Below are 22026 nucleotides of genomic sequence, written 5' to 3' on the forward strand. Positions count from 1 at the left end.
CTACCTACTCTATGAAGTGAATGGGTAACGTTACTTTTGTTCTGTCCCAAATGAGCTCCATATCAACACCATAGGGGGCTTCGGTGAGCTTAATGGTGAAGGCTTCGTACATGTCCTTTGTTTGGCTTACCTTCGCTTTCACCTGCAGGACATCCTGTGCTTTCACTTTTTCGTAATCGTAAGCTCCCCATAATCCCAGCGATTTGTTGAAGATGATGGTCCACTCATCCGGGTTGGGGATGGTAAAGATGGTGTAGGTGCCTGCTTTAAGGATATGATTCCCTATTTTCACATCTTTGGTAAGGGTGATTTCAGTGGCTTCGTTGGCACCGGTTCGCCATACTTGGTTATACGGCACCAAAGCACCAAATATTTCCCTGTTGCGCTTAAATGGCTGTCCGTAGGTGATTTTTATGTAGGTGTCTCCTTTTTTGTAGGAGGCTATAGCAATGGGGCTAAGTCGTTTTTTGGGGCGTATGACCCGCACGCTGTCGTTCAGTATGTCTATCTGGGCTTGTGCAAAAGCAACAGTGGCAATAAGCAAACCGAGGGTGAATATGATTTTTTTCATGGCAAAGTGAATTTTAGATGTTCATCGTTTATAACGACAACATGTTCTCTAATTGTTTTTTATAATGATTTAATTCTGCAATCATTTCGGGTAGCATTTCTTGTATCATTCTAATATGCGGCTTCAAGCGCATATGCGGGTTGAGTTGGTTGTTAATGATAAATTCCACCTTCTCTACATGATAAATAAGTTCATCGTAGCCCAATATCTGGGCAATAGGCTTCATTTGATGTGCAATATCTCCAATTTTTCTTATCAACTTACCGGCATAGGCTTTAGTCAAAGCTTCTTTCTGGCGCTCAAGTTCCGGTATGGTCGTATTTAAGATAGAAAGCAGCAGTTCTTCGTCGTGTTGTGTGTACTCAAGCAGGTGTTCAAAAGAAATAAGGCGCGGAAACGGGCGTACTCGTTTGAGAATGGGCGACAGGCTATGAAAAAACTGACTTTCATTGAAATGTTTGGGGATGATGGCATCGCAAGGTAGTGATGAAGTATCTAATTTTTCACTGGCACTAATCAGTACAACAGCGGGGCGTATTTGTTCGCGTTGCTGCGCCTGTAGGTGTTTTAATACGGGTTCTATGGTGCCGTCGGACAGGTGCCAGTCACAAATCAAAAGCTGATAGGGGTTCTGTTCAAGCAGTTCTTGCACTTTGGCTACCGATGATGCCGGATCTACCTGCATACCGCGCTTCTCCAGTATTTTTTGCAGGTAGAGCGAAATGGCGGGATTATCTTCGGCAAGAAGTACCCGGATACCGTGAAAGTCTTCCGGGGTGGGGGCATAGTCTTCTTCAGGCAGGCCGGTTACTGCCTCCGTCATTTTAAATGGCAGTAAGACAACAAAGGTGCTTCCTCTGCCTACTTTGCTCTGCACCTCAATGCTGCCTCCCATGCGCTCGACCAGCTCTTTCACGATGGCCAATCCCAGACCGGTACCGCCAAAGCGCTGATAAGTAGTATCTTCTGCTTGCTTATAAGGCTCGAAAATGGTTTGAATCTTTTCAGGGGGAATGCCTATTCCCGTGTCTTTTACTTCAAATCGTACGTGGCACTCTTGCTCGTCGCTTTTATCAAGATATGCTTCTATGGAAATGCCGCCTTGTTCGGTAAACTTGATGGCATTGCCTGTGAGGTTATAGAGTATTTGCAGCAGGCGGGCAGCATCGCCAATGACGACCGGTGGAATGCTTGCCGACACATAAATGCGCAAAAACAGGCCTTTCTCTTGAGTAGCCTTAAGTAATGACAGTTCCAAGTGATTCTGGATATCCTGAATAGAAAAAGGCTGCTGTACCAGGCTGATTTCACCGGCTTCCAGCTTCGAGTAATCCAGGAAGTCATTGAGCAGGGTTTGCATGTGTTGTGCTGCCCGGTAAATACTCTTAATGTATTCGCTTTGCTTGGCACTAAGCGGTTCTTCTTGTATCAGTTCGGCAAGCCCTATGATACCTTGTGTAGGATTGCGCAGTTCATGCGCAATGGCAGCATACAGGCGGTTTTTGAATGCTTGCACCTGCTCCAACTCTTGGTTGCGTAACTGCAGGTTTTCTTTTTCAAGCTTTAATATCTTTTCGTTCGCAAGCAACAGTTCGTTGTGTATGCTGGAGTCATGTGCCGATTGTTGTATATTTTGCAGCCACCGGGCTTCATGACTGAGGTTCTCAACAATGCACACATAGGCATATTTGCTGCGCCCATAAGGTAGTATGTGCAGATTGGCCACCTCAACAGCCGGTAGTTGGGCTATGGGCATATTGATATGCGGAAGCGTAATAGCGTTGCGTTCAGTGATAAGGGTATCTTGCAGGCTGAAAAGCAGTGGAATAAGATCATATAAATTGGCAGGCGCAAACTGTATAAACTTACTTAATAAATGCTCCGGATATATTTCCTCAATACTTCCCGTCTTTGCATGAAAGCGGAATACCAAGTATTGAATCCGCTCTTCTAAGAATTTATTTAAAATGTCTGCTAAGTTTGCTTGTTTAGATGACATAGGTACGAAAAATATCAGTCAATGATAAGCATGGATGTAGGGCAGTGCTCGGGCTTAAAGATACGAAAAGTTTTGAAAGCAAGACCGGTAACAACAGCCGTTCATCCATGAAAAACACAGCTTTTATGGAAAAAATGCGTGCATTCGTCGAGTAGCTATGTGAAACTGTGTTATAACATGTATATTTGTAGTGATTTAGTGATGTTTGTAGTCGTGAGACTACAAGTAAAGGAGCTCCTCTATGAGGAGCTCTTTTCTGTTTTATAACTGAATTTAGCTAAATTTGACCACTTTTAAAACAGTGAAGCATATCATATGATTTATCCGCGTACGATTGAGCAAAAGCTTGGATTCGATAAGTTAAGAAGCCGTTTAGAGGAACTGTGCAGCAGTGAACTGGGGCGGGAGTGGGTTGGAAACATGCGTTTTTCGAAAGACTTTCGTTTGGTGGAGCGCCTGACTCGCCAAACGGCCGAAATGGTAGAAATTCTGAAACATGAAGTCAGCTTTCCGGCACAGACCTATGTCGATTTGCGCAAGCCGCTGCGCCATCTGAAAATAGAGGGGGCTTTTCTTACCGAAGAAGAACTGTTTGATTTCAAGAAGACCTTCAGCTCTTTGCTGGAAGTACTTCGTTTTTTCGATAAAACAGAGCCCCGGCAGTACTCCGAACTGAAAAGCCTGTTCGAGCAGCTGCATCTGGATGACTACGTGATTCGGCGTATAGAGCGTATCTTAAATGACCAAGGCAAACTGCAGGACCATGCATCACCGCAGCTGTTTGAGATACGCAAGGAGCTGTTGAACTTAAGACAGAAGCTGCGCAAGCAGGCAGAGCGTGTGCTGCAGCGTGCGCAAAGCCTTGGTTATACGCCCGACGACGCACAGCCTACTTTACGCAATGGGCGCATAGTCATTCCCGTAAGAGTGGAAAACAAGCGTCAGCTCAAGGGCTTCATTCAGGATGAATCGAATACAGGGCAGACCGTGTATATAGAGCCGGCCGAGCTGGTGGAAATCAATAACGACATACGCGAGCTTGAACTGGAAGAAAAACGCGAGATTATTCGCATCTTGTCGGAAGTAAGCGCCCAAATAAGAGAACAACTGCCTGCCTTTTTGCAGGGGCTTGAAGTCATTGCCAAGCTCGATTTCGTGATGGCAAAAGCCAAGCTTGCCATAGATATGAATGCCACGGCGCCCGCCTTTGTCGAGCGCCCCATGGTAGATTGGCGGGAGGCTGTGCATCCCTTGCTTTTGTTTGCGCATCGTGAAAGTAACAAGCCCATAGTCCCATTATCCATTCGTTTGGATGAAGAGCAGCGCATCATTGTTATTTCAGGACCCAACGCCGGTGGTAAGTCCATCGCCTTGCAGACCGTGGGGCTGCTGCAATACATGTGGCAATGTGGCTTGTTGATTCCGGTGAGCGAACACTCTACGGTTGGGTTCTTTGAAGATATCTTCATTGACATAGGCGACGAACAGTCCATTGAAAACGATTTAAGTACCTACAGCTCACATCTGAGCAATATGCGCTTTTTCCTGCAGCATGCCCGTGAGCGCACTCTTTTCCTTATCGATGAGTTCGGGGCAGGCACTGAACCACAGTTGGGCGGTGCCATTGCCGAAGCCATATTGGAAGAGCTGCATGCCCAAGGGGCTTACGGTGTGTTGAATACACACTATGGCAACTTGAAGCGCTTGGCCGACCGTACGCCCGGCATGGTCAATGCTGCCATGCGTTTTGACCTGGACAAGCTCGAGCCGCTCTATCAATTGGTCATAGGGCAAGCCGGCAGTTCGTATGCTTTCGAAATTGCGCGCAAAATAGGATTGCCTAAAAAGATTTTGCAGCGGGCGAAAGAAAAACTGGGCGACGATGCCTTTACCTATGACAAGCTGTTGAAGGAGCTGGCAGAAGAGCGTAAACGCTATGAGCAGCTGCGCCAGCAAACGGAAGAAGAAAAGCGCCGTTTACAAAAAGAAAAGGAAGCCTACGAGAAGAAGTTGGCAGAGTTGCAGGAAAAACGCAGCGAATGGATTCGCCGGGCGAAAAGAGAAGCCAAAGAGTTGCTTGCCGATGTGAACCGCAAGATAGAAAATGCCATACGCGAAATACGGGAACAACAAGCCGAGCAAAACAAAACCAAGCAAATACGCCAAGAAATAGAGCAACTGAAAGAGCAATTTGCCGAGGTGGAAGAAACAGCACCTGACCAAACAGAAGACTACGAGGTGATAGGGGGCGAAATTCAAGCCGGCGACTGGGTGCGGCTCAAGGATGCCCCTGAAACCATTGGCGAAGTGATGGAAATCACCGGAAAAGATGCCCGTATCATGATTGGGCAGCTGGTTTCGGAAGTGAAGCTCAACCGCTTGGAGCGCATCAGCCGCCGCCAAGCCAAGCAGCAAATGAAGCAAGCCAAAGTGGGCGTGCGTTATGGTAGCGATTTACATGAGAAGTTTAAAAATTTTTCGCATCAAATAGACTTACGCGGAATGCGCGGCGAAGAAGCCATTCAGTTGCTCAATAAATGGTTGGACGAAGCGATTTTGGTAGGTGCCAAAGAACTACGCATTGTGCATGGTAAAGGCGATGGTATCTTACGCAAACTGGTGCGCGAAGAACTACGGCGTTACCCCCAAGTGCTTTCATTCGGCGATGAACACATAGAGCGGGGGGGCGATGGAGTGACTATCGTGAAAATGGCATAATTTATTGGAACAAATCCCGTTCCTCTTATATAGTTTTCGTATTTTACCTCAAATGTAGTGTAGTTTGCCCATGAAAAGCGTCATTGTAAACAAACCTGAACAAAAAGAAATACGCGTAGATATAGACTTACCTGCTTCTAAGAGCTTGAGCAACCGCCTTTTGTTGATTGAAGCCTTGGCTCAAAAACAAAAAAAACAAAGCGGCTACACCTTCCGCAACCTTTCAACTGCCAACGATACTTTGGTGATGCAGCGTTTGTTGCAGGAAGCCAAAGAAGGCGCTATTCTGGATGTAGAAGATGCCGGCACGGTCATGCGCTTCATGACGGCTTACTGTGCTGTTAACAACCTGCCGGTGATTCTTACCGGTACCTATCGCATGCAAGAGCGTCCCATTGGCGATTTGGTGGATGCCCTCAATCAGTTAGGGGCACAGATAGAGTACGTCAAGCGCCCCGGATATCCCCCCATCAAAATCCGGGGGTTTGTGCAGCGTTACCCCAAGGTTACCATTCCCGGCGGGGTGAGCAGTCAATTCCTGTCGGCACTACTGATGGTAGCCCCCACCTTGCCGCATGGGCTGGAGATAAACATAGACGGATTTTTGCGCTCGCGCTCTTATGTGGAAATGACTGTGGGCTTGATGGAATACTTTGGCGTGAAGGTAGTTTGGGAAGGCAACCGCATCAAGGTGGAGGCACAAGAGTACCAACTGCGCGACTATACCGTGGAGCCCGACTGGTCAGCTGCCGGCTATTGGTATAGCATTGCTGCCTTGGCACCTTTTGCACATATCACCTTGAATGCTTTGACAGAAAACTCGCTCCAGGGCGATAAGCGGCTGGTCGAGTGGATGCGCCCCATGGGTGTTTACACTACTTTCACCCCACAGGGGGCTGTGCTTACCAAAACCGATGAAGCTCGCGAGGTAGAGTTTGACTTTACCGACAACCCCGATTTGGCACAGACCTTTATTGCACTGGCTGCCGCCAAAGGCATCGAAATGGAAGCCTACGGTCTGGAATCATTGAGACTGAAAGAGACTGACCGCATCCGCGCCTTGCAAAACGAATTGATGACCTTGGGCTATTGGCTCGACGAAAAACACAACGGCGAGTGGAAGCTGGTGAGGGTATCGAAGCGAAATGCGGATAAAATCCCCGCTTTCGATACTTATAAAGACCACCGTATGGCCATGGCTTTTGCGCCTTTGGCTTTGAAACTGGGCAAGGTGAAAATCAACGACCCGGAAGTGGTAAAGAAATCGTACCCCCACTTTTGGGAAGACCTGAAAAAAGCCGGGTTTGGCTTGGAGTTTACGAACCAATAAGCGGATATTGAGGGTTATTAAAAATAAAAAGCCGGACAGCCATGAAAAAAAGAATCAATGTGGGCATTGTGCTATGGTTATTGCTCCTGTGCAGCTCCGCGGCATGGGCACAGGGTAAATTTTCTTTCAATAAAGAAATTCATGACTTTGGTAACATAGACGAAGGCACCGTGGCTACTTATGAGTTTGTGTTTACCAATGTGGGCGATCAGCCCATTGTGCTGCAAAGTGTGTCGGCTTCTTGTGGTTGCACCACGCCTTACTATACCCGTGAGCCCGTTTTGCCCGGGAAGAAAGGCGTTATCAAAGTGTCTTATAACAGCTTGGGGCGCCCCGGTGCTTTTACCAAGAGCGTGACCATTCGAAGCAATGCGAGCGAGCCCATCAAAACCCTTTTGATTAAGGGCTATGTGCATCCCAAAACAGAAGCCAAGACCAACCCCGATGCGCCTGACCTGCGTTTCGACAAGACCGTATGGCAAGTAGGCAGTCTGCAGCAGGGGCAATCGGCCAAGGGCACTTTCATTTTAAGAAACAACGGAAAGAAAACGCTGGAAATTTACCGCGTAAGCACTTCTTGTGATTGCATAGAATACACCCTGGGCAAGAAAAGAATAGAGCCCGGTGAAACCACCGCCATTGAAGTGCTTTATACTGCCAAGAAAGCAGGCAAGCAAGTGCGCGACTACATTCAATTGCAAACCAATGATGGAAAACAGACTTTCCATTCATTGGTCATCATGGCAGATGTGATAGGCAGCTCGCCGGTGAAAGAGAACAACGCCAATCCTTTGGGATTTTGAGAGACTATTCTTTCTTGAAAACAAGCAGCGGATGAGCGGCAGACGGACCTCATCCGCTGTTGCTTCTTTAGGGCTGAATGCTTGGCGATGGAGCTACCCGGCTTCCTTCGGCTTGCTCATAGCGGGTGAGCCCGCTGAAATCAACAAAGCTGGTAATGAGGTTGTCAAAAGCCGGACGGATGAAGATGGTAACGCCCACAATCACAAATGAGAGCAAAACAGCCACCGCCACGTTTTTGTTTTTTATCTCTTCTATCTCTTCAATGTCTTTGGTGGCAGAAACATACACGTTCAGGCTGATGAGAATGAGCAAGAGCGCGCCCACCAGTGAAGTTAAATAGAAGACGATAAAATAAGCGAAAGCCACCGCCAACATGCCGGCTTTAAGCTTATTGCTACTGAGTACCATTACCTTCAAAGCCTGCACCGAGGGCTCGATGCTGTTTTGTGCCATTAAGAAAATGGACAATACCAAAGCCCCTTTGAAGACAGCCACTGCCAGATTACCTTCCTGTATGGTGCGCAACGAGTCTTGTTTTAAAATAAGCTTATCTACAATCTTGAGCGCCAGGTAAAGCGTCAACAAACCAAAGATAAGCGAAAGGGCAGTTTCGTAAAGAGCCACAAATACCAGCTGTTGGTTCATAGGTGTGAGTGTTTAGAGTTGTGTCAGTTCAAAGATGCTTTTTCTATGTTCAATACCGGACCATAATCCCAAGCCGAGACACCAAAGGCAGTGTGTGCCGGACCTACCGGGTCGCAGATGATGTATTTTTTGCCTTGGAAATCCACCCAATCCTGGTAGGGGTTGGGCTCACCTTCTATGCCCAGAAGCAGGTGCCCCGCTACGGTGATGTAAACGATTTTATCGCGAAAGCGGCGGTCGTGCATAAGTACACTGGCAAAGAGTACCGATTTACTATCACAGTCGCCCTCGCGTTCGAGCATGATATGCACCGGTGTGTAGAAGTCCCAAATGTATTTGTTACCATAGTAGTTGCCCGGACGTTTATAGGGAATATCTTGGCAAAAACGTAAAAGCTCTTCTATATAATCGGTAAGGGGGGCATCATCACCTACTTTCTTTTTGAGCAGCTCATACAGCGGCTCCGTATAGCGATGATAGTAACGCAGCACCGCGTTGTAATCGGTGCATATATAGCCTTCTTTGTCGTAGCGGAAAAAGCTTTTTTTAAGAATTCTCGCAGCTTGTTCCTCTTCGTAGTAGTTTTGGAAAAAGCTTTTGGGCAGGCCATAGACGCGCAGGCTACGATCCACTTCTGCTTGGCGCAACAACCATTCCCACATATAAAGGTCTTCCATGATGTCTTGATAAGAGAAGCGGAAATGATACCATGGAGGTTCCGGGTCAGCATCAAAAACAGCCTTCCCTTTCAGGCGGGCGAATCGGGGAGGCGGGGGCGGGGCATCGGGTACACGCTTCTCTTCTTGCTCGTGGCGCGACACTATCTCCTCGCGTTTGTTGTCGCGCAAGGCTTGACGGTCATCGGGTGAAACAGGCTCGCGTTTTTCTTCTACTTCTTTTATTGCCTCTTTCGCGTCTGTTATTTCGTTGTTTGCTTCTGTTTCTTCCTCTTCTTCAATGAAAAGCTCTTCGGCAGTCTTATCGTCTTGTAACACCTCTTCTTCGGCAAGCATTACCTCTTTTTTGAGGTAGTCTTCATAATACAGAGCCACCACGCCGGCCGCAATCAACAAGCCGAAGAGTGTGAAAGTGAGTATAAGGACCCATTTAAAAAAATTAAATATCGTTTTTAAAAAACCCATAAAGTGTAATGATTTCCACTATAGAAATATACACAGCCTTTTTCTTTGACACAAAAAAGCAGGGAAAATAAAGAGAGGCTTTGTGAAAAAACGCTTTTGTACAAGAAGATTCGCGCCTTACATAAAAAGAAACAAGGCAGCATACGCCGGATATGCTGCCTGTAGTCTGTAGTGTCACTTGTGTTTGACTTTGTCAATAACGGAACTGCACCCGGTAGGGAACGCCTTCCGGAGTAATGATATCCATAACGATGCCGCCGGCGATGCGCTCGATAACTTTTTCTACTTCCTCAGGCTGTTCTATCTCTATATTGTTGATTCGCACTATAATCGTACCTTCCTTAATGCCCAGGCGGTAGAAAAGGCCGCCATGCAGCTCTTTAATTTTTACCCCGTTGGGAATGCCGTATCGTTTTCTTTCAAGTGCAGGGATTGCCTCAAAAACAGCATGCAGCACCTTAGATTGATAAGTATGGGGCTTATACACTGCCGGTTTCCCGTCTATATTTACCACTTGTCCGCTCTTCTTGTAGGTTTGGTTGCCACGGCGGAAGTGTACGGTCACTTGGTCGCCCGGCGATAGCAAACCGATGATTTCCTCATAGTCGGCCAAGCTGCGAACAGGGGTATTGTTGATTTGTGTGATGATATCGCCTACTTCCAATCCCATTTTTTCGGCAGGTGTATCTTTCCAAACATCTACAACCACCACACCTTCGGTGTGTTTGAGGCTTAATTTCTTTACTATATCGGGAGTGATTTCTTCGGTTTCCACACCCAGCACCGCTTTTTGTACAATACCATAGCGGCGCAGGTCTTCGTACACCCGCTTGGCGATGTCGGCAGGCACGGCAAAGCCATAACCTACATAAGAGCCGTGCTTGGATAAGATGGCTGTATTGACGCCGATGAGCTCGCCGCGCAGGTTTACCAATGCACCACCACTGTTGCCCGGGTTAATGGGTGCGTCGGTTTGAATGAACGATTCAATGGGGAACTGTCCTTTGTTCAGGTGGAGGCGCCGCCCCTTGGCGCTGACTATACCCGCCGTGACGGTGGAAGTAAGATTAAAAGGATTGCCTACGGCTAATACCCATTCGCCTATTTGCACCTCTGACGACCGCCCCCAGCGGATAGCCGGCAGGTTTTGAGCCTCTATTTTCAATACTGCCAAATCGGTAGATACGTCTGTGCCTACCAAACGTGCCGTATAGCTGTTTTTCCCGTGAATGACCTCGATGCGTTGGGCGTCGTCGATGACGTGGTTGTTGGTGAGTATATAGCCGTCCGGTGAGACAATAATGCCCGAACCGGAGCTTAGCTCAATGTTGGTTTGCCCACCGTAGCCGAAGAACCAATCCCAATAATCGACTGCCTGCCGCCCTTCGTAGTAGGTCTTGATATAAACGACCGAGGGGGTTGCCAACGCCGATGCCTGCACAAAAGCGTCATCTTTAAGGGGCAGTTTGCTTTGCGCATTGCTGTCGTAACGGGCTTGATAAACAACTGCTTGCGGTGAAGTGTCTGTTGTTGCTCCTGCCGGCAGATCTTGCACAGGGGAAAAGAAGTAATGATTGTAAAGGAAGCTGCCTCCCATACCGGCAAGCAGCGCAATAGCAATATTTCCGATGGTTTTCTTCATTCTTGATTTAAGTTAAGGTTCTTATCTACAAAGGTAAAAGTTTATATGCAGAGTTCCTTAGTGGAACGAATCAAACCATTGATCGAGTATGTGTTTGCACTCGTCTAAGTAAAGAAACACTTCAATATTAAGCTTTTGTTAAGCAAATAGCAAAGGCTTACTTTTTTGATAGTCAGCGAATAAATTTGCAGAGATGAAACTTGTAAATATGAAAAAACAATTAGGCTTAACACTGTTCCTCACATTCATTGCATGTACATGGAGTTATGCACAGCTCTCTTTGAGCAATACGAACCCCGCACAAGTAATCACCTTCGATGCTACTGTGGCAGGGGTAAACAACGCACAGTTTGATGGTAGCGGATTTACACCCTCGCCGGTAGCAGGGCAGCTCGATTCCGATGCTTGGGCGGTTACCGGCTTAAGCGACGGTGCCCTTGCTTTTGGTGGCAGTGCAACCGCCGGTGACTTTGCGCGGGGGGCAAGAAATGGTGGCGTAGGGACCGGCGGGATTTATGCCTTCCAAACCGCCGCCGGTGATTATTGTTTGGGAGTACAGCCCATAGGTACTGATTTTACCCCCGGCTCTTTTATTTTGCGCATTCAAAACACGGGCAGCACAGCCATCACGGAGTTGAGCATAGCCTATGAAATCAAGGTATATAACGACCAAGGAAGGGCAAGTACTTTTAACTTCGAACACTCGGCAGATGATGTGACCTACGTACCCGAAGTTGCCTTGGATTACACTTCGCCGGCAGGTGCCGATGCGTCACCTGCATGGCAGACTGTTACGCGCAGCATCACCATCAGCGGGCTGAATATAGCACCGGGAGCTTACTATTACCTGCGCTGGACAAGCAATGACGCCGGCGGTTCCGGCAGCCGTGATGAACTCGGTTTGGATGACATCAGTGTGTCGGCGGTTTTTTTCGGACCTGAAATAGACGTCCGGGGGAATGGCATCAGCATTGTTTCGGGTGATGCCACCCCCTCGGTTGCTGATAATACCGATTTTGGGGCAGTAGAAGCCGGCTTTGGCAGCCGCGCACACACATTTACCATTCACAATACAGGCAGCGTGGACTTGAACCTGACAGGCACGCCGCGCGTGAGCATCAGCGGACCCGCTGCCGGCGATTTCGCGGTGACTGCCTTGCCGTCTACGCCCATTCCGGCGGGAGGAAGCACTTCTTTTCAAATCACCTTTACGCCTTCGGCCTTAGGCACACGCAGTGCCACGGTGAGCATTGCCAACGATGACGCCAATGAAAATCCTTATACGTTTGCTATTCAGGGCACGGGAAGTTACTCCACCCAATCCGATATTATCGCTGACCCTGCTTTTACTTATCCGGTCAATATCCCCTACATAAACTACCAAGCAACAGATATCACTCCTTCCAACATAGGCACATCTTCCATTGAAATAGCGCGTTTCGTAATCCGCGACGGTGGTGGAACTGCCGACAACGACAACCAACCGACCGTGCTGCAGAGCATCAACTTTGCGGTACAGGGCTGTGCATCCATCCGCCGTATAGCTATCTATGACGGCACTACAGAAATAGCCGAGATAACGCCCTCATGCAGTTTTGCCAATTTCAGCGGTTTAAACTTGGTAGCACCGGACAACGGCACCAAGACCTTCCGTGTGATAGTAAGCTTTCGAAGCACGGTGACTGATAACCAGCAAATACGTTTAACAGTACTTTCGGCAACCGAAGATCCCAATGCATCGCTTTTTGCAGCTGATGATGCCGGCGGAGCGCAGACGTCTATTGCCGGCGACGACAACCGCATAGAGGTAGTGGCCACAGCGCTGTTTTTTGCACAACAGCCTTCCGATACAGGTATTGAAGACGTAATGACACCTTTTGTGCGGGTGCGGGCAGTGGATGCCAACAACAACATAGACTTGGACTACAGTGCCAATATCACGCTTAGTTCCACAGGCAGCATGTCGCCCGCGCCTTTGGTGATAACTGCTGCCAACGGGGAAGCGGTTTTCAACAATATTGTACACACCGCCCCGGGAAGCGGACTGACCTTGCAAGCCGCTGCTACCGCTTTGAGTGCTGCTACAAGCACACCCTTTAATGTGTACAATCAAACCGTGCTGCAACCCGGCGACCTGATGATTGTTGGCTACGATAACTCGATCAGTGGACCAACCGACCGTTTGGCAATAGTGGCGTTGGTGGATATTATACCCGGTACCTCTTTTGTACTTGCCAATGCTGTGTATGAAGTAGGCGACCCGGCAAACGTGCGTTCGGGGCGCTGGTTCGATTGCAATGGAACAGCCGGTACCAACATATCCGCCTATCGTATTACTTACAACGGAGCGGCTAACCTGCCTGCCGGCTCGGTGATTTGCATGGACTTGCCGGGCACGGGCTATGCTACCAATTTCAGTGTGGGCGGTGCCCCTTCGACTGACTTCGCTGTGTCTTCTATCGATGGGGGATGTGGCAATATGTCTCCTTTTGTGAATATATCTACCAATGATCCCGATGCCATCTTTTTGATGCAAGGGAGTTGGGTTTGCCATGGCAGCTACTACACCTTCAGCGGGCGTGTGCTCTCGGGTATTCAGTCGGGGGGTAATTGGTATAGCGTAAGCGATGACTTAAGTAGCCTGCCTGACGGTGCTGCCAAGCGTCAATCGCGTATTCCGCCTGCCATCGAGTGTTTTGCCATTCAAAGCATTGGAAGCCCTATCAACTATTATGCTTATTACAGTGGACCTACTACCGGCAGCCAACCGGCTTTGATAGGGGCTATATTGAATTATGTAACCAATTGGACAGAAGACAATGGTGATGGCAGCGACAATATTTCTGCTTTTATATGTGGAACAAGCTTCACCGTGACCGGTCCCGGAACAGATGGCTTGTGGACCGGCATAGACGATAATAATTGGTTCAACTGCCGCAACTGGGAAACCCGCCGCGTACCTGACGAAACTGTGGATGTTACTGTCAGCGCTTCGGCGCCTAATGACTTGGTCATTAGTGCTGCAGCTGCTTATTCCGATACCTATGCCGACACGGCACGCTGCCGCCATCTCTTCATTACCTCACGGGCGGTGCGCCTCGAAGGCGACCCTGCCAACGTCTTGCATGTGTATGGCAATTTGGTGATTGACGCAGGAGGAAGCTTGGATATGAATGACGGCGTTGCCGCTAATCCGGACGGTACCTTGCTGATTGCCGGCCATTGGAACAACCAAGCAGGGGCTGCCGCCTTCGATGCCGGGGAAGGCAGTGTTTATTGGGTAGGCAATACACAGCAGCAGTTATACAGTGTCGCAGGAAATGAAGCCTTTTACGAAGTACATATGGAAAACCCCGCCGGCTTATTTTTGAATGCTACCAACCTGCGCGTGGAACAGTTGATGGTATTTCAAGACGGGGTGGTGCTGGCAAATCAAGACCACACTTCAACCACTTATAGCCCGCGTGTAGAGTTTGCTGACAATGCCTTGGCTTTTGGGGCTTCAAACAATAGTTACGTGGCAGGTTGGGTGCGCAAAGAAGGCGATGATGCCTTTACTTTCCCCATAGGCGACGATGGCTATTATGCGCCCATTGGTATGTCCGCACCGGCGACTGTTACAGACCATTTCACTGCGCTTTATCGCCACGTATCGCCGGCACCTTACTACGACATCAATCAAAAATCACCTACATTGAGCCATGTGAGCAACTGCGAATTCTGGATGCTCAACCGCACGGCAGGCAGTTCGGCAGTGACGGTTACGCTCTCTTATGATGATGTGCGCAGTTGTGGCATTACGGCAGGGCAAGAAACCGACTTGCGCGTGGCGCACTGGACCGGCAGTCAATGGTTCGATGAGGGGGGTACGGTGAATACCTCGAACCGCACGGTAAGCACGGCAGCCCCTATTGCTTCTTTTAGCCCCTTTACTTTGGCATCTACTACCTACTTTAACCCCTTGCCGGTAGAGTGGGTGCTCTTTGAGGCTTATCGTGAACAACAGTCGGCTGTGTTGCGCTGGGAAGTAAGCAATGCAGAGCAGAACACCGGCTTTGTTGTAGAAAAATCAACCGATGCACGGCAGTTTGAAGTGGTGGGCGAGGTGCAGGCTATAGCCGGGCAAAATGCTTACCAGTGGATAGACAATACCTTGGGGGCAGGGGCTTATTATCGCATAGGGGCTATTGCTGCCGATGGAAGCGCCAAATATACAGCCATACGCTACGTGGAAGGTACGGAAGCTGTTTTGTCGATATACCCCAACCCTTTGCCACGAGGTGTTAAATTGGATATAGAAGGTATAGCCGGCAATGCCATAATCTCCTTGCGCCTACTGAATGCTTACGGACAGGTGGCAGGTGAGTGGCAGGGGGACCTCCGTAGTGTGGAGGCAAGCATGCAAAATACTTTAAGTTCATTGCCTGCCGGTACTTATATACTACTGCTGCAAGAAGGGACGCAGCGGCATAGTCTGAAACTGGTTAAAGAATAAAGCAAGTGATGATATAGCGATATGAAGCCCTCACTACGGTGAGGGCTTTTTCTTGTAGCGAAAATCTTTTGGAAAATTACTGCTGTCCGGCATACCTTTGAATTACCGAAAAAAAGATGACTATGCTTCCAATGCGTCTTTATTTGTCGAAATGTCTTCTTTTTCTGTTTTGCTGTCTCTGGGGAGGGCATATGCATTTGGCGGGGCAGCCGTCTGCCATCATTATCGATGCAGACACCGGCAATAGTATTGACGATTTGTATGCTATTGCCTATTTGTTGCAGCAAGCCGGTAGCCGGGTGGTGGCGCTTACGGCAGCTCATTTTAACAACCCGGACTTACTGAGCTATCGCCACTGGAATGGCTATTCAACCAAGGGTATCCGCACGATGAAAATAAGCTACCGGCTAAATAAAAAGTTGTTGCGGGCAGCCGGGTGCCGGCATTATGTGCGCTGCGTGCCGGGGGCTTCTTCCATGGTTGGCAGAGCATGGGGAGGAAGCACTCCGCGTCCCTCAGCTGCTTCACGCTTGATTATAGAAGAAGCTATAAAGCTCAATGATGATGAGAAGCTCCACGTGATTGTTACGGGTCCTGTGACCAATGTGGTGTCGGCAATCATAGAGCAACCGCAGATAGCGCATCGTTTGGTGGTATATGCCATGGGGGGCGACTATGACCCTAAAAAAGGGGTATGGAACAAAGCAGAGTTCAATGTCCGGAACGACCTCAATGCCTTTGACTATTTGCTCAACAGCGAAGTGGAATTGCACATCATGCCCGAATCTGTTGCCCGGCAACTCGTATTTCCCAAAGAGGAAACCCAACAAAAACTTGCCCGGGTGGGCGGCAAGTTGTCTTCCTGCCTTTCTAAGCGATGGCAGCGGCTGGGTGAAGTAGAAGCGTGGAGTATGTGGGACTTGGCATTGGCAATAGCTTATATGCAGCCGTTGCTGGCAAGAGAGGAGGAAGTGTTTACACCGCCCGAAAACAGGCAACGCAAGGTGTGGGTTTACACGGCTATTGATGCCCCGGCAATGAAAGCAGCTTTTTGGAACTCTTATCTATCGCCCGACAACTAACAATACTCCTTGCATCAGAAAGGCGAATTACAGCTTTTCGTAGTGCTTTTTCGGATACTCAAAAAACAAAAACTGCCCGCTGTCTTCTTGTATGTCCTGCCAATGCTCAACTCTAAACTGCACTGCCCAAATACCACAGGTAGGAATATTTTGCAAATGCACATTTTGGGTAAGCAAGTTGGCGAAGTCGGTCAGCACCGGATTGTGTCCTATGAGAGCCATTGCCTTCATTTCCGCTTTTTGATTGTTTACAATGCTGAGCAAATCGGCAAGGTGGGCTTCATAAATAGATTCATCGAAGTGCAGGCGGGTGAGGGGCATGTCCATCTGCTCGGCCAATAACTCGGCAGTTTGGCGGGCACGCACTGCCGGACTGCTTATGATGATGTCGGGGATATGCTTGTTTCTTTTCAACCACTTGCCCATGAACTTGGCGTCGCGTATGCCTCTTTTTTTCAATGGGCGTTGAAAGTCAGGTAAAAGTGGTTCTTTCCAAGAAGACTTGGCATGCCGAATGAGGTACAGGTACTTCATAGGGAAGAGATGTTTATTGTTTGATGAGTTTGAGAAGATGGCGCCGGCCATTACTTAACTCCAGTTCTATGACATAAAATCCGGGTGGTAGGCTTCCTATGAAGAGACGGTTGCCTTGCCACGGGCAGCTGTGCTGCCTGCCCTGCAGATCACGGAGCCGGCAGGCACTGATCGGTGCCGTGAGCCCTTCAACTTGCACTTGTTCAGAAGCGGGGTTGGGGAACAAGCGCACCGCCTCTGCCGGGGGCGTGAGGGCAGTTACCGGATTGGGCGAAAACACCGGACGGATAAACAAGCTTCCCCGTATGTCGGGGTTTTGTTCCCACAAGCCAAACACATTGGCAAACACATGCTCGTGGCTGTCGAGGTCTTTGTCGAAAGCTACTGCCAAGAAATCATCGGTGGTTTGTTGTATGCCTATATAAAACGTATCGCTAAGCATGACGGTGCCGTAAATATCGACAGGGAAGCGGACCACTTGTCCATAGCTTGTGGGGTATTCAATAGGGTATGCCCGCTGGAAGAGCAGTTCGTCAGCGGCAGCAGGGGCATTCAGGCGCTTGGCTACCCACAGCACAAAGCTTTGGCCGGTAAGGTCCTTTTTGTAGGGCACGAATAAAATATCAACAGCTGTAAGCTGTGCCTGAAGACCGCCGGGCAGCACAAAACGCACCCCTAACTTGCCAAAGCGCTGGTTGATGCCGGCAACGTATTCAAAGCTGCCATCGTCGTAGGCATAGTAATCGTCTAAAACGGTTTCTCCGCAAATGGTATCATTGACACGCAAGTCATAAGGGGGAATGGTCGTGTTGTCATCGCTGGTGTTTACTTCGAAGCAGTAACGCAGGGTAGTGGGGCCTGCGGGAACCGGAATGGGGCTTGGAGTGGCTTCCAAACGGAAGTCATCGCCCGGAAAGATAAGCGGCGCGTTGGGGGCAACGGCGGTAACCGGAAGTGTTAAGAGCACGTTGTTGTTGCTGTCATATACGCGGCATTGATAGGTCAAGGCGCGGAAGTTGTTATCCAAGTTCCGGAGGCGCGTGCTTATTTTCCCGGTGGTGGCAAAGCCTGCACTTAAATGATGGAGAGGAATGGCACTGAAGCCGGCAAAATAACGGAGTGGCCGGTTCACGGTGCTAATGTCGCGGTAGTAAATATCGTTGCTGTTGCGCCCGCTGTTTAGGTAAACGTAGTCGAGGTGCCAATAGTCGAAGGTACCGGTGAGCCTGCCGTAGCGAATAAACTGAAAACGGAAGTTGCTATGCAAAAAGCGGCTTTGGTCAATAGGAATCAGTGTTTGGGTGAAAGTGGTGCTGTCGTTGTTTTCGCCGGTACGGCGCCACACCTCTTGCCAACTGCCGTTGTCGTCGAGGAACTGCAACACTAAGAAATCTTCAGGGTCGGGGGCTTCGCCCAAGCCGCCTGCTTGCCAAAAGAAACTCAAATAAAGCCCACTACCTGCATTATAGCTGCTTAAATCGATGCTAAGGCTTTGCAGGGTATCGGAATACCCTTTCAGTGTAGGACTGCTTATATCATAGGTTGTGCCGTCGCTGCGGAAGGCATCGAGGGTAGCCACTCCTTTGGTAGGCGGGTCAATACATAGGTTGTTGTTGACCAATACATTCTGAGCAGTCCATCTTGCCCCATCTGTTTGGGTGCTGTAAGAGTAATAAGAAAAGTCGTCCCAGAAGGGGAGGCTCAACACCTTTTTGGTGGCGGTTTGCACAGGGGCGGGATGATAGGGCGCTATGACCCATTGAGCCGACAGCCGGAAGCTAAACAAACAACAAAACAAAAAGCTTAGACGGAGCATAAGCATGAAAGCAAAAAGTTGATTTTTAAGCTAAATACATGACACGAAGATAAAGTAAAGCGATTGCATACCAAAACAATAGAAAAGAAAAGGAGCCACTGAGGCTTCAATGGCTCCTTTTGCCTGCATGGGCAGCTGCATCAGTCGGGTTTATCGTGGAAAAATTTATTGTTTCCCAATATTTGATTGTTTTCGTCCAAGTTATAGCGCGATATATTTTTCTTTGATGCCGGCGGAGTGTCTTTTAACGGGATATTCAATCGTTGATAGGCCGGTATTTCCAGTTTGTCGGATATGTCTTCCGAGGTGCCATCTATATTGCTTAGGTTTTTTAGTTTACGGTAACGTTCGAGCCGTTCCTGCATTTCGCGTGAGTAGCGTGCTTGCTTGGCTTGGCGCTCCTGCTCGCGGCGCAACTCTTCCTCATAGGCACTGTCGTTTTCGCTCTCCTCTTCCATAGGCAGCTCATCCAGGGTGTGTACTACCTTTTCCGGGGTTTTATCAGGCACAGGCTGCTCGGCAACGGGGCGTGCCATCTCTTCTTCTTCTTCAATATGAACTTCCGGCTCTATCTTGCTGCTTTGCTCTTTGCTTGCGGGCGTATCGAAGTTGCTAAGGATAAAAGTGCGCGCTTCTTTGGTTTGCTCCACTATATCTTGCTCAGATACAGTGCCTATGGTTTTGCCGGTTTCGAGGTCAACGATTTTTTTTTGCTCTTCCGGTTCTATGGAGGCGTTTTCTTCTTCTTTTCCAAAACCGGTTGCCACAATGGTTACCCGCAGGCTGTCGCCCAGGCTGGGGTCAATGCCGGTACCAAAAATATTGTATTCGACTTGGTCGCCTACTTTTTCTTCTACATAGCGGGTAATTTCATCGAACTCATCCATGCGCAGTTCATTCTTGTCGCCCGACATGACGGAGAGCAAGATGCGTTTGGCGCCGCGGATGTCTTTGTTATCCAGCAGGGGCGAGGTGAGCGCTTGCTCTACGGCTTTGAGTGCACGGTCATCGCCTTCGGCTTTGGCAGAGCCCATGACTGCCGTGCCGGCATTGCGCATCACTGTTTTTACGTCCTCAAAGTCTATGTTGATATAGAGGTGCGTGGTAATCAATTCGGCAATACTTTTGGCAGCGGTTGCCAGTATATTGTCGGCTTGGGCATAGGCCTCCGATATAGGCAGGTTGCCGTATATCTCGCGCAGTTTATCGTTGGAGATAACCAGTACCGTATCGCAGTACTTCTTCAACTCGGCGATGCCGGCAGTAGCACGTTCACGCTTGACGCGCCCTTCGAAGGAGAAAGGAAAGGTTACAATAGCGACAGTCAGGATGTCCAAATCGCGGGCAATTTGGGCAATAACGGGGGCTGCGCCGGTGCCGGTGCCACCGCCCATGCCTGCCGTGATGAATACCATTTTTGTACCGTCGCTGAGTAGATCCCTGATTTCTTCTTTGCTCTCAAGGGCGGCTTCGCGTCCGCGTTCGGGATTGGCACCTGCCCCCAAGCCTTCGGTTAGAGCACTTCCTATTTGCAGCTTGCTGGGAATGGGGCTCGCTTGTAAAGACTGCTTATCGGTATTGCAAATGATGAACTCTACATCTTTGATTCCCCGGTTGTACATGTGATTGACCGCATTGCAACCACCACCACCGACTCCAATCACTTTGATGATGGATTTCTCCTGTCCGCCTATATTAAACTTGTATGACATAGTTCAACCCTCTTCTTTATTAATAGGTAAATACGCACGATGCTTCGTAAAAGTTAAGCTTTTTTGCTGTGTTTGTGCAAATGTAATTTAAAATGCAAATGTAAGTTACATTTTTCGACGAATCGCTTTTATTATTCTACGTAAGGCTCAAACAGACGTTCTTGGGAAAGGATATTTGTAATGGTGTTGAAGTAAGGTATCAAACATTAAAAGCTGTCGTTTTCGTCGAAGTCGTCTAAAAGTAAGCCTTTTGTTTTTTCTAACAACTTTTTAAAGAAGTCGTTGCTTCGCTTCTTGCTGCCGCTTTCTTCTTTTCTGTCGTTGCCGGTGCGTGCACTGCTCTGCGGCTGCGAATAAATTTGGTAGCTCTCTTCGCGGTAGTCGAGTGCTTGGAAGCCGGCAAGCACCAAACCTACGGTAGTGGCATACATGGGGTTTTTTACCAATTCTATATTGTGCTTACTGAGATACTCGGTAGGATAGCCCACGCGCACTTCCATGCCGGTGATGTAAGTAAACAACTCGGCACAATGAGCCAGCATGGAGCCCCCACCGGTGATAACAATGCCGGCAGGAAGATGCTCAAAGCCGGATTTTAGTATTTGTTCGTGCACTAAGGTAATGATTTCACCCATGCGTGCTTCGATGATGAGCGCCAGGTTTTTTACCGATATTTCTTTGGGTGCGCGGTTGCGAATGCCTGGTATGGATACAACCTCGTTTTCGCTGGCTTCTTCCGATATGGCTTTGCCAAAGCGTATTTTAAGCAGTTCGGCTTGGTTGCGCATGACATTGCAGCCTTGGCGTATGTCTTCGGTGATGATGGCACCACCAAACGGGATGACGGCTGTATGCCGTATGATGCCATCATAGAAAACAGCCAGGTCGGTGGTGCCACCGCCTATATCGACCAAAGCCACACCGGCTTCTTTCTCTTCGTCGGCAAGCACCGCCATGCTGGAAGCCACCGGCTCGAGTATCAGATTTTCGATTTCAAGTCCTGCTTTTTGCACACAGCGCCGTATGTTGTTGATGGCCGTGGTTTGGGCTGTGATAATATGAAAGTTGGCTTCGAGCTTTACGCCCGACATACCTACCGGCTCTTTGATGCCCACCTCATGATCCACAATGAAGTCTTGCGGCATGACATGGATGATTTCCGTGCCGGGCGGGGTAGGTATTTTGTACATGTCATTGATCAGGCGGTTGACGTCTTCCGCCGAGATTTCATCTTGGGTTGATTCCCGGGTGATGCTGCCACGTTGGCGTAAACTCTTGATGTGTTGCCCGGCAATACCCACATTCACAATGCGAATATTGATGCCGGATTGCTTTTCTGCTTCTTGGATGGCTTGGGTGATGGCATAGACGGTCTTGTCTATGTTGGCAACAAAGCCGCGAATAACACCCTCGGAGGGCGCTTTGCCCATGCCCAAGATTTCTATCTTGCCGTACTTATCTTTGCGCCCTACCAGCGCACATATCTTGGTACTGCCAATGTCTAAGCCTACAACAATTTTATCTTTTGACATAATG

The 22026-nt window shown here is 48.9% G+C and carries 14 protein-coding genes; 5 read left to right on the forward strand and 9 right to left on the reverse strand.

From position 1 onward, the window contains the following. Positions 1–4: 4 nt before the first annotated feature. Positions 5–571: a DUF2911 domain-containing protein gene (locus K384_RS11925; RefSeq protein WP_038032707.1), complete on the reverse strand. Its 567-nt coding sequence runs from the start codon at positions 569–571 to the stop codon at positions 5–7. A 28-nt stretch (positions 572–599) separates the two neighbouring features. Continuing rightward, positions 600–2570 (reverse strand): hybrid sensor histidine kinase/response regulator, encoded by a 1971-nt coding sequence (locus K384_RS13500; protein WP_084147225.1) that lies wholly within the window; start codon positions 2568–2570, stop codon positions 600–602. 315 nt (positions 2571–2885) lie between these two features. Here K384_RS13500 and K384_RS11935 point away from each other — a divergent pair, with 315 nt between their 5' ends. The 3 genes from K384_RS11935 to K384_RS13870 all read left to right on the forward strand — a co-directional run bounded on the left by K384_RS11935 (position 2886) and on the right by K384_RS13870 (position 7421). Next, positions 2886–5288: an endonuclease MutS2 gene (locus tag K384_RS11935; protein WP_038032708.1), complete on the forward strand. Its 2403-nt coding sequence runs from the start codon at positions 2886–2888 to the stop codon at positions 5286–5288. 70 nt (positions 5289–5358) lie between these two features. Continuing rightward, positions 5359–6618, forward strand: a complete 1260-nt coding sequence (gene aroA, locus K384_RS11940; RefSeq protein WP_038032709.1) for a 3-phosphoshikimate 1-carboxyvinyltransferase — start codon at positions 5359–5361, stop codon at positions 6616–6618. Between the two features lie 41 nt (positions 6619–6659). Continuing rightward, positions 6660–7421, forward strand: a complete 762-nt coding sequence (locus tag K384_RS13870) for a DUF1573 domain-containing protein (RefSeq protein WP_071837500.1) — start codon at positions 6660–6662, stop codon at positions 7419–7421. Between the two features lie 67 nt (positions 7422–7488). On the opposite strand, the gene K384_RS11950 is transcribed toward K384_RS13870, so the two are convergent. From K384_RS11950 to K384_RS11960, 3 genes are all read right to left on the reverse strand, one after another. Then, positions 7489–8067: a DUF350 domain-containing protein gene (locus K384_RS11950; RefSeq protein WP_038032710.1), complete on the reverse strand. Its 579-nt coding sequence runs from the start codon at positions 8065–8067 to the stop codon at positions 7489–7491. Between the two features lie 23 nt (positions 8068–8090). Then, complete coding sequence (locus K384_RS11955; protein WP_038032711.1) at positions 8091–9209, reverse strand: hypothetical protein; 1119 nt, start codon at positions 9207–9209, stop codon at positions 8091–8093. Positions 9210–9402: 193 nt separating this feature from the next. After that, positions 9403–10851, reverse strand: a complete 1449-nt coding sequence (locus K384_RS11960) for a trypsin-like peptidase domain-containing protein (protein WP_038032712.1) — start codon at positions 10849–10851, stop codon at positions 9403–9405. 208 nt (positions 10852–11059) lie between these two features. Here K384_RS11960 and K384_RS11965 point away from each other — a divergent pair, with 208 nt between their 5' ends. Next, on the forward strand, positions 11060–15346 hold the full coding sequence (locus tag K384_RS11965; protein ID WP_169737655.1) for a choice-of-anchor D domain-containing protein: 4287 nt from the start codon (positions 11060–11062) through the stop codon (positions 15344–15346). A gap of 116 nt (positions 15347–15462) precedes the next feature. Next, complete coding sequence (locus K384_RS11970) at positions 15463–16428, forward strand: nucleoside hydrolase (RefSeq protein ID WP_084147226.1); 966 nt, start codon at positions 15463–15465, stop codon at positions 16426–16428. A gap of 27 nt (positions 16429–16455) precedes the next feature. Here K384_RS11970 and K384_RS11975 read toward each other — a convergent pair whose 3' ends face one another. The 4 genes from K384_RS11975 to ftsA form a co-directional block, all read right to left on the reverse strand. Next, positions 16456–16962, reverse strand: a complete 507-nt coding sequence (locus K384_RS11975) for a SixA phosphatase family protein (RefSeq protein WP_038032714.1) — start codon at positions 16960–16962, stop codon at positions 16456–16458. A 13-nt stretch (positions 16963–16975) separates the two neighbouring features. Next, complete coding sequence (locus K384_RS11980) at positions 16976–18784, reverse strand: T9SS type A sorting domain-containing protein (protein WP_038032716.1); 1809 nt, start codon at positions 18782–18784, stop codon at positions 16976–16978. A 134-nt stretch (positions 18785–18918) separates the two neighbouring features. Further along, positions 18919–20490, reverse strand: a complete 1572-nt coding sequence (gene ftsZ / locus K384_RS11985; protein WP_038032717.1) for a cell division protein FtsZ — start codon at positions 20488–20490, stop codon at positions 18919–18921. Positions 20491–20696: 206 nt separating this feature from the next. Further along, complete coding sequence (gene ftsA, locus K384_RS11990; RefSeq protein ID WP_038032719.1) at positions 20697–22022, reverse strand: cell division protein FtsA; 1326 nt, start codon at positions 22020–22022, stop codon at positions 20697–20699. Between the last annotated feature and the right edge of the window lie 4 nt (positions 22023–22026).

The sequence above is a fragment of the Thermonema rossianum DSM 10300 genome, from assembly GCF_000426825.1.
Lineage (GTDB): Bacteria > Bacteroidota > Bacteroidia > Cytophagales > Thermonemataceae > Thermonema > Thermonema rossianum.